14 protein-coding genes and 1 pseudogene are annotated in these 12,727 nt (G+C 61.8%); 1 reads left to right on the forward strand and 14 read right to left on the reverse strand.

The genetic code is table 11. The annotated features are described in order from the left end of the window. Positions 1–401: 401 nt before the first annotated feature. The 14 genes and pseudogenes from NYR54_RS06135 to NYR54_RS06205 all read right to left on the reverse strand — a co-directional run bounded on the left by NYR54_RS06135 (position 402) and on the right by NYR54_RS06205 (position 10,492). The gene (locus NYR54_RS06135) at positions 402–1,424 is read right to left on the reverse strand and encodes an EscU/YscU/HrcU family type III secretion system export apparatus switch protein (RefSeq protein WP_261514731.1); all 1,023 of its coding nucleotides are present in this window, start codon (positions 1,422–1,424) and stop codon (positions 402–404) included. Beyond that, a pseudogene (locus NYR54_RS06145) lies at positions 1,421–2,235 on the reverse strand (EscT/YscT/HrcT family type III secretion system export apparatus protein). The gene NYR54_RS06135 and the pseudogene NYR54_RS06145 overlap by 4 nt, the downstream one beginning before the upstream one ends. A 3-nt stretch (positions 2,236–2,238) precedes the next feature. Beyond that, a complete protein-coding gene (locus NYR54_RS06150) occupies positions 2,239–2,502 on the reverse strand; it encodes a flagellar biosynthetic protein FliQ (protein WP_261514734.1) in 264 nt (87 codons plus the stop codon). Positions 2,503–2,542: 40 nt separating this feature from the next. Then, on the reverse strand, positions 2,543–3,199 hold the full coding sequence (gene sctR / locus NYR54_RS06155; protein ID WP_261514735.1) for a type III secretion system export apparatus subunit SctR: 657 nt from the start codon (positions 3,197–3,199) through the stop codon (positions 2,543–2,545). Next, the gene (locus NYR54_RS06160) at positions 3,192–4,259 is read right to left on the reverse strand and encodes a FliM/FliN family flagellar motor switch protein (protein ID WP_261514736.1); all 1,068 of its coding nucleotides are present in this window, start codon (positions 4,257–4,259) and stop codon (positions 3,192–3,194) included. The genes sctR and NYR54_RS06160 overlap by 8 nt, the downstream gene beginning before the upstream one ends. Next, positions 4,249–4,743 carry a hypothetical protein gene (locus NYR54_RS06165; protein WP_261514737.1) on the reverse strand — a complete coding sequence of 165 codons (495 nt, stop codon included), beginning with the start codon at positions 4,741–4,743 and terminating at the stop codon, positions 4,249–4,251. Before NYR54_RS06165 ends, NYR54_RS06160 begins: the two co-directional genes overlap by 11 nt. Then, on the reverse strand, positions 4,736–6,085 hold the full coding sequence (locus NYR54_RS06170) for a FliI/YscN family ATPase (RefSeq protein WP_279327428.1): 1,350 nt from the start codon (positions 6,083–6,085) through the stop codon (positions 4,736–4,738). Before NYR54_RS06170 ends, NYR54_RS06165 begins: the two co-directional genes overlap by 8 nt. Further along, complete coding sequence (locus tag NYR54_RS06175; RefSeq protein ID WP_261514738.1) at positions 6,045–6,713, reverse strand: HrpE/YscL family type III secretion apparatus protein; 669 nt, start codon at positions 6,711–6,713, stop codon at positions 6,045–6,047. The genes NYR54_RS06170 and NYR54_RS06175 overlap by 41 nt, the downstream gene beginning before the upstream one ends. Continuing rightward, positions 6,700–7,197 carry a hypothetical protein gene (locus NYR54_RS06180; protein WP_261514739.1) on the reverse strand — a complete coding sequence of 166 codons (498 nt, stop codon included), beginning with the start codon at positions 7,195–7,197 and terminating at the stop codon, positions 6,700–6,702. Before NYR54_RS06180 ends, NYR54_RS06175 begins: the two co-directional genes overlap by 14 nt. Before the next feature lie 119 nt (positions 7,198–7,316). Further along, positions 7,317–8,126, reverse strand: a complete 810-nt coding sequence (gene sctJ, locus NYR54_RS06185) for a type III secretion system inner membrane ring lipoprotein SctJ (protein ID WP_261514740.1) — start codon at positions 8,124–8,126, stop codon at positions 7,317–7,319. Further along, complete coding sequence (locus NYR54_RS06190) at positions 8,126–8,524, reverse strand: hypothetical protein (protein ID WP_261514741.1); 399 nt, start codon at positions 8,522–8,524, stop codon at positions 8,126–8,128. The genes sctJ and NYR54_RS06190 overlap by 1 nt, the downstream gene beginning before the upstream one ends. Positions 8,525–8,562: 38 nt before the next feature. Then, on the reverse strand, positions 8,563–8,982 hold the full coding sequence (locus NYR54_RS06195; RefSeq protein WP_261514742.1) for a hypothetical protein: 420 nt from the start codon (positions 8,980–8,982) through the stop codon (positions 8,563–8,565). Beyond that, positions 8,954–10,060, reverse strand: coding sequence for a hypothetical protein (locus NYR54_RS06200; RefSeq protein WP_261514743.1), 1,107 nt, complete (start codon positions 10,058–10,060; stop codon positions 8,954–8,956). The genes NYR54_RS06195 and NYR54_RS06200 overlap by 29 nt, the downstream gene beginning before the upstream one ends. Before the next feature lie 84 nt (positions 10,061–10,144). After that, complete coding sequence (locus NYR54_RS06205) at positions 10,145–10,492, reverse strand: hypothetical protein (protein ID WP_261514744.1); 348 nt, start codon at positions 10,490–10,492, stop codon at positions 10,145–10,147. Positions 10,493–10,829: 337 nt separating this feature from the next. On the opposite strand from NYR54_RS06205, the gene NYR54_RS06210 reads away from it, so the two are divergent. Continuing rightward, positions 10,830–12,710: a hypothetical protein gene (locus tag NYR54_RS06210; RefSeq protein WP_261514745.1), complete on the forward strand. Its 1,881-nt coding sequence runs from the start codon at positions 10,830–10,832 to the stop codon at positions 12,708–12,710. The last annotated feature ends 17 nt before the right edge of the window (positions 12,711–12,727 follow it).

The following is a 12,727-nucleotide window of genomic DNA, read 5'->3' on the forward strand; positions in this document are numbered from 1 at the left end:
GCGCCATGGCGCAGGCCACTGCCACCTGGCCTGGTTTTGCGCCGCCGCGTGGCCGGATTTTGCACCGCCGTTGACACCCGCCGTTTACGCACGCTGATACGAATGAGGACGATGCAACGCAGCCTGGATCGGCAGCACGGATCGGCAGGAGAAGACGTGACGGGAAAACGCGGAAAGAGAACCTGACCTTCACACCCGTTGCGCGATTTCCGGCTGCACAGGAGGCTCGGAATCCTGACGGAACGGACAGGAACAGAATCCTGACTATGGGTGCGCAAAGCGGCGCTTTAAGAACATTCGCCGCAACCAACTGAGTCGGCCAACGCATACCAACATGGCCGTTTATGATGAAAACACCGCCTTTGGGCGGTCATCCACGCCGGCGCGCGCATCGAACCTAATCAATGCTGGCCGAGCGTGGCCCGCAGGACCTTCTCCATGGGGCGCGCCGACCGGGCGGGCATGTACTGGCCGACGGCGGCCATGCGGTAAAGCTCGAGCGCCGCTCCCGGCAGATTGACCGTCGGAATCTTCAATGCCCTAAACTTTCTGCAAAGGCCGGGCACCGCCGCTCCCTTGGCCTTATAGACCACGTAGGGCCGCTGCCCTGCTGCCGGGTAAAAGATGAGCGCCACGAGCACCTGATCGCTGTGCACCACATGTGTCGCCTCGGATGGCAGCGGCATCACGGCATCGTTCATGACGATCGACCGGCGGTTCGCCTTGATCTGCGGATCGCCTTCCTGACCCTTGAACTCCCTCTTGACCTCGTCCTTGGTCATCTTGTTCTGCGAGATGAACAGCCGCGTCTGGATCCGGTAATCCAGCGCCGCCATCAGAGCCATGACGATCAAAATCGCAATGATGACAGTGGTGAATTTCGACAGAAAAAAGGGGAAGAGGCAGAGGATGCCGCAGTAGCTGGCGTTGATGGCATCCTCGATGCCGCCCCAGACGGCAAAATAGAGGATCAGGACGACTGCCGTAAAATAGACCATCATCCGTGCAAAATTATAGAGTGTTGCCTTGGAGAAGATGTTTTTGATCTGACCGACCGGATTGAACTTCTGAAACTTGGGGGCAAGCGCCTTTGGCGCAAAGTTGAACCTGTTCACCAGCAGACCCACGACCAGCGTAAAGAGCGCGGCCGCGGCGCAAATTCCCAAGGTAAGCCAGACAGGCCCCATGGCCGCTGTGATGCTTGCGGCCCGAGCCGCATCGAAATCGCGATCAACGCTGGAAAAAACGATTGTTGACAGGTCCATAAGCCCGGAGGCCAAGGGGCCGAACATGCCTGCCAGAAGCAAGGCGGTGAATGTCAGGAGCGCCGCCTCCACGACATTCTTGCGCTGGGGAATCTGGCCTTCCTTCCGCCGGTCCTCCAGGCGGCGCTGTGTGGGCTGCTCAGTCTTTTCTCCGCTCATGCGCCAAGCACCTGCTTCAGCAGCTCCAGGGCACCGGCGAGTGTTTCGCGGACCTTCGGAAACAGCACGCCGATATAGAAGATCAGCATGACGATGAGGACGGCTGACTTGATCGGCATTCCCAGAGTGAGCGCGTTGAGTGAGGGAGCCGTGCGCGCCAGGAAGGCGATGCAGATGTCGCTCAGCAGCATGAAGCCCGCGATCGGCAGAACCAGCGCCATGGCGGTGAAATAGACCGCGCCAGCAAAGCTGATGAACAGCATCATCGTATCGGCCGTGACCTCCGGAAACACGTCCAGCGGGGGCCAGATGGCGAGGCTTGATAGAACATGCCCAGCACCATCAGGAAGATGCCCGCAGCGAAGAAGTAGCCAGCGAAGAGCTGCGAGAGGAACACGGCCGTGGGCGTCGTCTGTGCGGAGAAAATCACGTCGTAATCCTCCGCCTGGGTGGCGCCGCGCTGGGTGTCGAGGATCACGCCGGCCAGTTCGAGCCCGCGCACGGGCAGCCACGTCAAGGCGCCGAGGAAGAGCCCCAGTGCCAGTTCCTTCAGGATCACCACCGGATAGGCCGGAAAGGCTCCCTCCTGCTCGGCCACCCGCAGCGCGATCTCGTCGGCAAGGCCCGGAACGATGGGGAAGCTTGCGGCCGCCATCACGCCGAAACGCGCCGTCCTCGTCATGCTGCGGCGGGAAAAGAACGGCGAGACGGCCAGAAACCCGCTCATGCGCGACATGGACAGGAGGAAGGCCAACGTCCAGTCCATCAGTTCCCGGTTGCCGGACGACAGGAGCGAGGGCAGGCTATCCATTTTTCAAATACCGATAATCCTTCCCAGCGCTTGCTTTAAGAAGCTCAGCAGGTGGGACGACATCCAGCCAACAGTGAGGGAAAGCATCATGACGACGGCGGCAAGCTTGGCCGCAAAGGCAAGAGTCTGCTCCTGAAGCTGGATCAGCGTCTGGAGTACAGCCACGATCAGCCCCACCACCGTGGCCACCACGATAAGCGGCATGGAGAGATAAAACACCATGATGATCGCGTTGCGCGCCATCATCATCACTTCATCGGGCGACAACGCACAGCCTCCTGATTTTCCAACCTTTCATGCGCCTGCCTCATCGCGCATAACTCAGCACCAAATTGTGCAGCAGCAGTGCCCAGCCGTCGGCGGCGACGAACAGAAGGATCTTGATCGGCAGCGACACCAGCATGGGCGGCACCATCATCGCGCCCATCGCCAGAAGGATGTTCGAGACCACCATGTCGACGATCACGAAGGGCAGAAAGATCAGGAACGCGATCTGGAACGCGCGCGTAAGCTCCGACGTGACATGCGCCGGCAGAAGGATGAACAGATTGTCCTCGGTGACCTGGCCGTGCAGCCTTTCAGGCCACATCTTCTCCGCCGCGTCCATGAAGAACCTGACCTCGCGTGGCGAGGCAAACTGCTTCAGATAGCCGGTGAAGGCGTCCGACACGACCGCGAACAGCCGCGAAACATTATCCCAGCCGGAAAAGCCGAGGTTCTGCCGCTGCACCTCGGTGATGATCATGTCGGCGATGGGAACCATCACGAAGATCGTCAGCGTCAGGGCGATGGAATTGATGACCAGACCCGACGGAGCCTGCTGCACGCCGATGGCGTTGCGCACCAGCATCAGGACGATCGAGATTTTCGTAAAAGCCGTACCCATCACCGCCAGGAAAGGGATCAGGCTGAACGCCATGATCGCGATGATGGTGGGTATGATGGCCGGGAAGTCCTCAACCATCGCCGCCCTCGCCGATGCCCGGCCAATGGCTGATCTGCACGCCGACGCGGTCCCCAATCTGCACCAGATAGCCCTTTGCTGCCGGTGCACCATTGGCGAGAATTGTGACCGGCCGGGTAAGATCGAGGTTCAGGTCGAGCGTGGCGCCCGGTCCGAGCGCGCGCAGTTCCGACAGGCTGATGCGCCGCGTGGACAGCAGGAAATCGAGGCGCACCGGAAGGTCTTCGAGCGGATCGGCGATGGGAGGGTGATCGTATAGCGCTCCGGCTTCGAGCTCCGGAGGCCCGTAATCATCATCAATATCATTCATGATATTCTGAAATCCGATTTTTTCTTCAATCCTTATGGTGCCTCCGGCGCGCTCCAGCTCCGCGCGGAACCGCGCGACTTGCGGCACTTCGATAAAAACGGGAAGACGATCTTGGCTGATCGTGCCAGCAAGCAAGGTGTCGCCCCGCGCGATCGTGCGGTAGGAGGCGATCGGAAGCGGCTTGCCGGGCAGGCAAAGCCGGCAGCAAAAGCCGGAATCGAAGGCATTCAGCCGGCCGTGAGGCTGAAGGCTGGCAAAGGCAGCCGCCGCCTCCTCTCCGAGCCCGGAAAGCTGAAGCATAAAGCCGAAATCATCACCGGCGACCGTAACGACGCCGGATAGGGCGGAAAGCGGCGGGCCGTCCTTCCGGGCCGGGGCTGAAGTCAGGCGCAGCTCGACAGCGCCGAGGTTCTCGAACCTCGTACCCCTTACCAGATCCTCCAGAATCAGTACGGCGCGCCATTCCAGCGGCAGGGAGTCCGGCGCCTCCTCGCGCCAGCCCGGCAGCAAGAGATCGCTCAGAACATCTACGAGGCCGGTGTCAACGTACAGAAACACTGTTCCAAAGCTGGCGGAAATGGCAATTTCCGCGCACGTTCCCTGCTCCAGTCTGGCATGCCTAAATTGAACGACGAGATCGGCATCCGCCTCCTGCGGCAGCGGGAAAAACCATGCGGAGGCCGCGAACCGGTTGACGAGTTCGGCAATGGCGGGCTCCATGGTGGGCAGGATAGAAAGATCAGGCGCCATTGCAGCCTCCGCCGGCCCGCGCGGCCATCTGCTCGCAGAATTCATCGATGGAGGCTTCCTCGCGCGCCATTTCGGCCGCGATCTGCATCAGGCGAAGCCGTTCCTCAATGTGCTCGCTCTTGTTGAGCTTGCGCGCGCTCTCGGCGCGCTTGCGGCTGGCGATACGCGCGCGCTCCTCGGCTTCGGCAAGCCGGGTCTGACATTCGGCGCGCCGGGCGACCAGCTCCTCAGCCTTCTTCTGAACCTTTTTCAGCGTCTCCTCGACGGCGAGAAGGTCATTCACCGATACGGATTTGTGAAGGAGCTCCGTCAGGAGGTCGATTTCCATCCTTTTGGTCTCGGCAAGATAGTCATCAATAGCCTTCTGCGCGGCTTCGTGCGCCGCCTTCGCCTCGGCCACGGCAGCCTTCTCGGCGCTTTCGGCCTTCAATCTGCGGTCGAGCCGGCGCTGGCGCAGAGCGACAATTTTGGAAAAGTCATGCATGGCCCACCGCCTGCTTCAATGCCTCGACCGTCTCTTCGAAGCTCGAGAACTCGTCGGTTCCCTGGCGCAGGAAGCGATCGAGCGCGGGCTTGCGGGCCACGGCCTCGTCCGCGAGCGGATCAGCGCCCTGTGCGTATTCCCCGATTTTCAGAAGAAGCTCGATCTCCTCATATTTGGCGAGCAACGCGCGCAGCTTGTTGATCGCCTGCAGGTGATCGGGAGTCACGATACGGCTGAGAACACGGCTCGCGCTGGCATTGACGTCGATGGCAGGATAGTGGCCCGCGCCCGCCAGCTTGCGGGAAAGGATGATATGCCCGTCGAGCAGCGAACGAGCCTCGTCGGCCACCGGCTCGTTCATGTCGTCGCCCTCCACCAGTACCGTGTACAGCGCCGTGATCGAGCCGCTGCCGCTGCGTCCTGTCCGTTCCACGAGGCCGGGAAGCTGTTCGAAGACGGAGGGAGGGAAGCCGCGCCTCGTGGGCGGCTCGCCCGCGGCAAGGCCGATCTGCCGCTGGGCCCGGGCAAAGCGCGTGAGGCTGTCCATGATCAGCGGCACGCGCTCGCCGCGGTCGCGGTGGTATTCGGCAATGGCCGTCGCGGTATAGGCCGCCTTCACCTGCTCGATCGCGGGTCGGTCCGAGGTCGCCACCACGATGGTGGACTTCGCGAGGCCCTCCGGCCCAAGTTGGTCGTCCACGAATTCGCGCACCTCGCGGCCACGTTCACCGATCAGGGCCACGATGCAGCGGTCGTAGTCGGCGAAGCGTACCATGAGGGACACCAGCGTGGACTTGCCACCGCCTGCGGCGGCGAAAATACCCAAGCGCTGGCCCTCGCCACAGGTCAGCACTCCGTCAAGTGCCTTTACGCCGAGGCTGAAAGGCTTTTCGATCGGCGGCCGCAGCATCGGATTGGGGGGCGACTGGTTGGCCGGATAGAAGCGGCGTGTCGTCAGCCTGGGGCCGGAGTCGAGCGGCCTGCCCATGGCATCGAGGACCCGGCCCGTAAGCTCATCGCCCACCGGTACCTCGAAGGTGTTCATGAGGGACTCGATGGTGGAGTTGTACGAGATGCCGACCGTGCGGCCATAGGGCGTCAGGATCGCCTCGCCCTGATCGAAGCCTACGACTTCGGCCAGGATCGGCTCGTCGTTGACGCGGGAAATGGAGCAGATTTCTCCGATGCAGAAATGACCTGCCGCGCGGACCACCGGGCCGGTCGTCTTGCTGACGCGGCCACGCCGCCTGAACGGCCGGGCGGTGTCGAAGCGCAGTTCCGCCATACAGCTTCCGACGGCATCAGCGGCCGAGATCGGCTTCAGCTTCGGCTTCTGTATCATGCGCGGATTCCTCATCGTTGCTGCCGGATGGACGGACCACCTTCAGCGCAGCGATCATCTCCTCCACGACCACCGGGATGCTCACGTCGATCACTTCGAGTCCGGCGTAGACCAAGCATTCGTCCCTGCCCATTTGCGGGTTGGACTCCGGCCGGATAGGTAGAAGGTCAGGGTTGCGCTGCTTCAGACTCGCAATCGCCGCCGCAAGCGCTCGCATGTTGACTGGATGGGTCATCACGACGATTTCCGGCTCCGCCTGCAGCTCGCCCGCAACGTCGTTGAGAATCGCCGTCAGCCATTCCTCCTTCGGAACGCGGCGAAGCACGCCCTGCAGCCCTTGACGCAGCAGCGCCTCGAGGCGCGTCTGAAGGTCGCCTTGCGCCGCATCGAGCCGTTCCACCGCCTGCGAGAAGCGCAGCAGCCCTTCCGCATAGCCCGTCTCGCGGGCTTTCTTCCGGATCTGGCGTGCGGTTTCGCGCGCGCGGCGCAGATAGCCCGCCGCCTTTTTCCGGGCAGCCACCTCGATCGCCTCTGCGGACCGCAGGCGCTGGAAGCTTTCCGCCTTCAGAAGGCCGTCCGGCGGGAAGACATCCGTGTCCAACATCGCGGCGGTGCTAATCTTCAGCATGGCGACACTCCCATGCCATCAGCGCATAGCGCAGGAAACACACCGCGTCGGGGTCGCCCGGCGCGAAAGACAGCGGTTCGGCGAAATCTGCGGGCGCAAGCCGCAACTTCAGCCGCGCCCGATAGGCTGGCGGCAGAATGCCAATGAGATAGCCTTTCACTGTCTGCGCAAAAAGCTCCAGCTCTGCGCTCGAGACCGTTTTCAAAACACGGAAGTTCGCGAAGGCCGGGAAGCGGCGGTCCCGCAATCCCAAAATCAGCGCGCGCCCGCCGCACCAGTCGGCAATCTGCGTCAGCACTGCGCCGCTGGTGGTGGCCAGGATCGCCCGGTGGTTGATCAGAATGGTCATGACACGGCACAGCCGTTCGAGCGTATCCGCCGTCGTCGTCGACAGTTCCGCAAACAGTTCCGCGCTTTCTGAGGGCAGCGCATCAGGCAGCGGCGGAAGCGAAGAAAGGACCCGCGCCCGGATCTGCTTCTTCAAAAGCGGGCTCGATGCAAGCCTTGCCGCGAGGCTGGCGTCCTTCAGGCCCAGCGCGGCAGGCAGATTTTCCGGCGGGATGTGCTCGAAAAGGGCCTCGTCCAGGGCTGAATGCTTCTGCATCAGGCTGCCTTCTTTCCGCGTGTCTTGAGGTAGTTTTCGGCAACGAAACCGCCTGCCGCTCCCAACGCGACGCCGAGAAGGGCGATCGCACCGAGAAGGAAGAGAGCACGCGTAACGCTTCCTCGCTGCATGACCACGCCGCCGAAGGTGACGAGCTCCACGGCCGGCCGCGCCGGCGGATCAACCGGAGAGACGACCACGCCCACCCGGTCATATTCGATGTTCTCGATGCCGTAGGCGACTAGCTGCTTTATCTGCGGGACAAGCTCCGCCGTTATGGCGTCCCGCTTTACCAGCGCCAGAACGGAAGCGCTGGGCGGCTGCGCCTCGTCGAACGGAGTTTCCTTTCGCGGATTGGCGACGCGCACCTCTGCCGAGATCACTCCCGGTATGGAGGAGACCATGCTGGAGAGCTCCTGCGACAGGGCGAAATTGAACCGCGCCCATTCCTGCATCGGGCTCGTCACCAGCCCGTCGCCGGTGAAGACCTTGCCGATCGTTTCATAGTGCGGGCGCGGAAGGCCAAGCTTCTGAAGAAGGTCCACCGCCTGGCCGAATTGCGCCTCGTCCACGAGCAGAGTGACCTGGTTGGCCTCGCCGGTTTGTTTCGTCGCGTCGATATTATATTCGAGGAGCTTGCCGAGCATCTCGTTGGCTTCCTGCTCCCCGAGCCCGGAATAAAGCGGCACCTTGCAGCCTGAGAGGAGCACGCAAAGCAGGCAGGACAGGAGGATGCCACGCAGCCGCACCGCGCGGCAGCGCATCCGACCAGCGCCCACCGGGAGAAGAGTGCAAAGAGTGCGGCGCATCATTGGCTCGAAAGCAGCTGCTGCACCCCGGTCATCACCTTGCCGATGGCCTTGATCGACAGTTCCAGGCGAATCTTGTCGGCGGTGACCTCCACCTTGTTGCGGATGTAGTCGCGATTGTCGTTATGCAGCTCGATGATCTTGTTTTTCGCCACCTGAAGCAGCCTTGCCTGCTCCGGCGTCAGATTGGCCGCGTCAGCCGCCCAGCGGCGGAACTGCTCTTTCACCGGTTCCGGCAGGCTCATCAGGGGGCTGGAGAGATCGACGGCCGCTTCGATATCTCCGATGATATATTCTTCCTGCTCACGCAGCGCCTCGACAAGGCGCTCCTGCAGGCCATTGATGCCCGTCGCCCGGGTCTCGGCCTCGGGCGCCGTCAGCGTGAAGGACATACTCATTGAACATCAACTCCATTCCGCTCGGCCGTTGAGCTCGCTCATTCGTCGCTGTTGAGCCCCAACGCCTCAGAGCACTCATTCACAACGATCTGCACCGCTTCGATGGCGGCTTCCGATTGAAGAAGGTCCTCGTCGAGATAGATTCTGCCCAGATTGTGGGCATGCTCGAGCCGGCCATCCTGCTGCAGCATGTAGAGATGGAAGGCGAGCGCCTCATCTCGATTGACGGCAGCCTCCAGCGCACCGCTATTTTCGAGCAGTTCGATGGCCGCCGCGGTTTGCCCCGTGGAGAACAGGTGCATCGCCTCGATCAGGAAACCGCCGGCATTGTCGGGCCGGACCTCCTGAACCAGTTTCCAGAGAGACTGCGCGCTCTCGCCCAGGCCAATTCGCTTGGCCAGCGAGGCTATGTTGCCCAGGATGAAGATGTCATCGCTGGTGTACTCGACTTCCGGCATTCTCATCCACAAGAACCTTCTTCTGCTCCCCCTTGACCTCGACCAGCAGATGCCCCTCCGCAATCGCCAGCAGTTTCACATCCCGTTCGAGCGTTTCGCCAAGGCGGACGATGGCGCCGTCATCGAGGACGACGTAAGGATAGGCGCCGTGCCACACGCCGGTGATCCGCTTGCCCAGTGCCGTAAGGTCCACCGGCGAAGGGTCCTGGAAGCGCACGTCGGCAAGGCCGGGCACATCAGACTTCAGCGTCTTGACGAGCTTTTCGCGTAGCGCCTCATCGTGGATCGCCGAGAGCGTAACCACGCCGTTCCTCAGACCAAGCACCTGCGCCCCGGAATTAAGGTTGACCGCAATCAGCGTCACCGCCTCCGCAATTTCTCGGTCCGCATAAATGTCAGCGGAAACCGGAAGGCCAAGCTCCGCAAGCCTCGCCAGAACGTGCGCGCGGGCCGCCGCGTCACCCACCCTGAGGATGGTCTGCCATCTGCCGTCTTTGAAGGTCAGACTTTCGACCTTGACGCCGAGGCCGGCCAGCGTCCGGCGGATCAGCGCCGCATCGGGTTCCGGCTGCGGCACAACCTCCTCAACACCCGGCTGGCCGCTGTCAGATGCGGAAAGACGAGGTACGGCGAGGGCCGCCGCCAGGCTTTCCGGTCCGCGGGAAAAAGACATGTTCAGACCGGTTACGGCGATGAGGAGGATGGCCGTAACCACCGCGCGCAAAACCGGTCTTTCGGACAAACCGTTCGGCGCTTCGCTCTCAGGCTCTATGCCCTCGATCTCGAGGGAAATGTCAGCGATGATCAGCCGGTCGCCGAGATGAAACGGCGCCCATTCTCCGGACTCGAGCGTCACGACCTGCTGGCTGGCCTGCCTGAAAACCATGACGGCGGCGCCGCGACTGGGCAGGATCGCGACGTGACCCTCTTCCACCTTGAGGGTCAGATGCTCCGACGCGACGGCCGGATGGATTAGAACAATCTCGCAGCCGAAATCTGAGCCCAGCCGATGCTGGCCCGGCTCCAGATCGAAAACCTGGTCGTCGACTCCTGCTCTGGACAGTTTCGCGACAATCATGTGCCTCTCCGGCAGGCTTGACCCGTTCTACAGAAAACCGCCCCTCTTTCCGTCCCGACCTCTCATCTTTCCTGCGTGGCGCCGTCACACGTGGGGCTGGGCCCGGCTGCCGGGTGCCTCCGGCAAGGTGCCGTTTTCCGCCATCTCTTCCATCTGGCTGGCGGCCCGTTCGAGCTCCGCCTGGACATCCATCTGCTTGATCCGCTCCAGCAGGCTCAGGGCATCGTCGAACACTTCGATCGCACGCACGTAATGGGCCGGATCCTCGTTCCGCAGACTGATCTGGGAGCTGTCGCGCAAGAACATCTGGCGGCGTGACTGCAGGTAACGGATGAGGGAATCGACACCTCCCGAGGCGCCTTCCAGAACGATTTCATCGAAACTTACCCCGGTCTGCGAGAAATAGCTGTAAGTCTCACCCGATCGGTCCATGATCCGCTCCTTTATCGAAGCGCTAAAATCGCTCCGGGCGGCGTTATGGGAAAATCGCTTTTTCGGATATCTCCGCCCGCCGGATGCGGAACTGCAGGCGAATATAGAAAAATCTGATTTCGGCATGCCTTCGTGGAAAATTTAACTTGATTTCAGATAGCTGATCGTCCGAGGAGATTTATCGGGAATGCCGATCCACCGCAGTTCCTCCCTTTCTCCGCGTCCGCGCATTTACGATATCGGCCTCCATGATCGGCATCCGCAATCAGTTCGAAGATCTGGAACAGGCGCGGGCGGCGCGGCTCAAAACAGGGTATGGGAAGCGCGGCCGGTCATCGTGATCGATGAAACCGGCAGCGGCTTTTCGCTGCCGAGTGTACGGGCGCGGCCGGCAGAAATCGTTCTTGATCCGCGGGGGCTCAGCAATCGCAACGGTCGCGGCGTGCATCAAACACGCGATTCCTCGGTCTGGATCGAAATGGGAGAGCTTGTGCCGCAGCCTGCCGCTCCGGCGCCTTCCGGCTCTGTCAATCCTGCCACCGTTTTCGAAGAGCCGGCCGCACCTTACGGTGCGGAAGCCTTCCCCATTCCGATCGGTGACGCGGATGCGCCGAAGAAGCCGGGCTTCTTCAACTACTGCCTGAATCAAGAGCAACGGGCGAAAACGGAGGACGTGCGGCGCAGGCTGCTGCATGAAGCATTGTCCACGCTCAGGGAGGATGATGCGAACCGCCCGATCGGCAGCCTTGTTGAGCGCGTGGTTGCCCGGCTGCTTGAAAACGCCGGGGCGGAGAGGCTGTCCAAGGCCTATGACGGCCTTCAGAAGCAGCTGGAGACCCTGGCGCAAGACTACGAGGATTTCCTCGACCTGCGCATCAAGCAGAAGCAGAGCTCCTGCCCCGCGCTATGCGATGCGCGAACGCTGTTTTTCGGCGACACATTGACGGCGCTCTTTCTGCGTTCGGCTCTGCTCGCGCTATCGGGCAGTGCGGTGCAGTACTTCACCTATCTCATTCTGGACCGGATCGCCCGGAACAGTCCGGACGTCATTCCGCAAGAAATCATCGACCGCATCGCCGGCACTGGCGAGAAGCCGGAGAAAAGCGCAGGCCTTTCCCGTCGGCAGGTCGAGGAACTTCTCGCGCTCATGCCGAGGGACGAGCTCGCCGCGCTCGCCAATATGAGCGAGCATGACATCGAAGCCGTGGCCACCCAGATCGGAAACGCGGCGGCAAATGCCCATGCCACATTGTCGGACCTGACACCCGAACAGCTCGAGCAGGCGCGATTTGAATTTGCCAAGCCTGCTAGCTCCATCTTGGACGAGCGCAGCTCCTCCAAAGCGCTGATTTACGGTTCCGAGATCGCGCATGCCTTCGGAACGGGCAGCGCCATTGCTATCTCCTCAAACCTGCTGAGACAGAAATTCCAGACACGCGGGCTAGGCGAAAGCCTCGCCTTCAAGCGGGAGGCTCCGAGCACGCTCGAACGGGTCGGAACCGCTGTCAAGCAATCCGCCATCGGGCAGACCGCGACCGGTCTAGTGAGTTTCACCATCGGCTCCCTTGCCAACATCACCGGCAAGTCCATTTCGGGCGCGCCGATCAAGGATATCTTCAAGGATGCCGGAGCGATGGCCCTCTTCCAGCTGCTTAACTCAACCACGAATGTGTCGATGGACGCGCTGCTGACAGCTCTCCTGCCAAGCGAAAAATATGGCGAGTATTGCCGGCAAACCGTCAGCGTCTCGCTGCGCACGGTCTGCTCGGTGGCATCGCAATATCTGAAGACTGAAATCTTCCGGCGTTTCAACGACCGGAGTTCACTGGGAATCGGCGATCACGTACGCGCGCTGATGACGGGCGGTGTCGGCGGCCTCGGCCGGGAAACGATCAATGCCGGCTTGGCCCTCTTGGCCTCGAACCAGGCACCCGCCGACCTCAGATATTCGAGAAGCGCTGCTACCACCGTCGACTCTTTCGCGGAATTTCTACGCGCCCTTAATGACCCCAAGCTTTCGGAAGCCCTGTCGGGGACATCTCTTGAAGAGGAACGCGGAGCCCTTTTCAACCGCCTAACCGGCCTCGTCCGTTCCCTGCAGGAAGCGGAGAGGTTGAAGCCCTATTCCCCCGGGATCAAGCAGCAGTGGGAGCAGTTCGATCAGTATCTCAACGACGTGATCTGGCGAAGAAGAGGCCCCGGCCCCCACAATGTGTGACGGTACTCATAACATAG

It is taken from the genome of Chelativorans petroleitrophicus, from assembly GCF_025398195.1.
Taxonomy (GTDB): domain Bacteria; phylum Pseudomonadota; class Alphaproteobacteria; order Rhizobiales; family Rhizobiaceae; genus Chelativorans; species Chelativorans petroleitrophicus.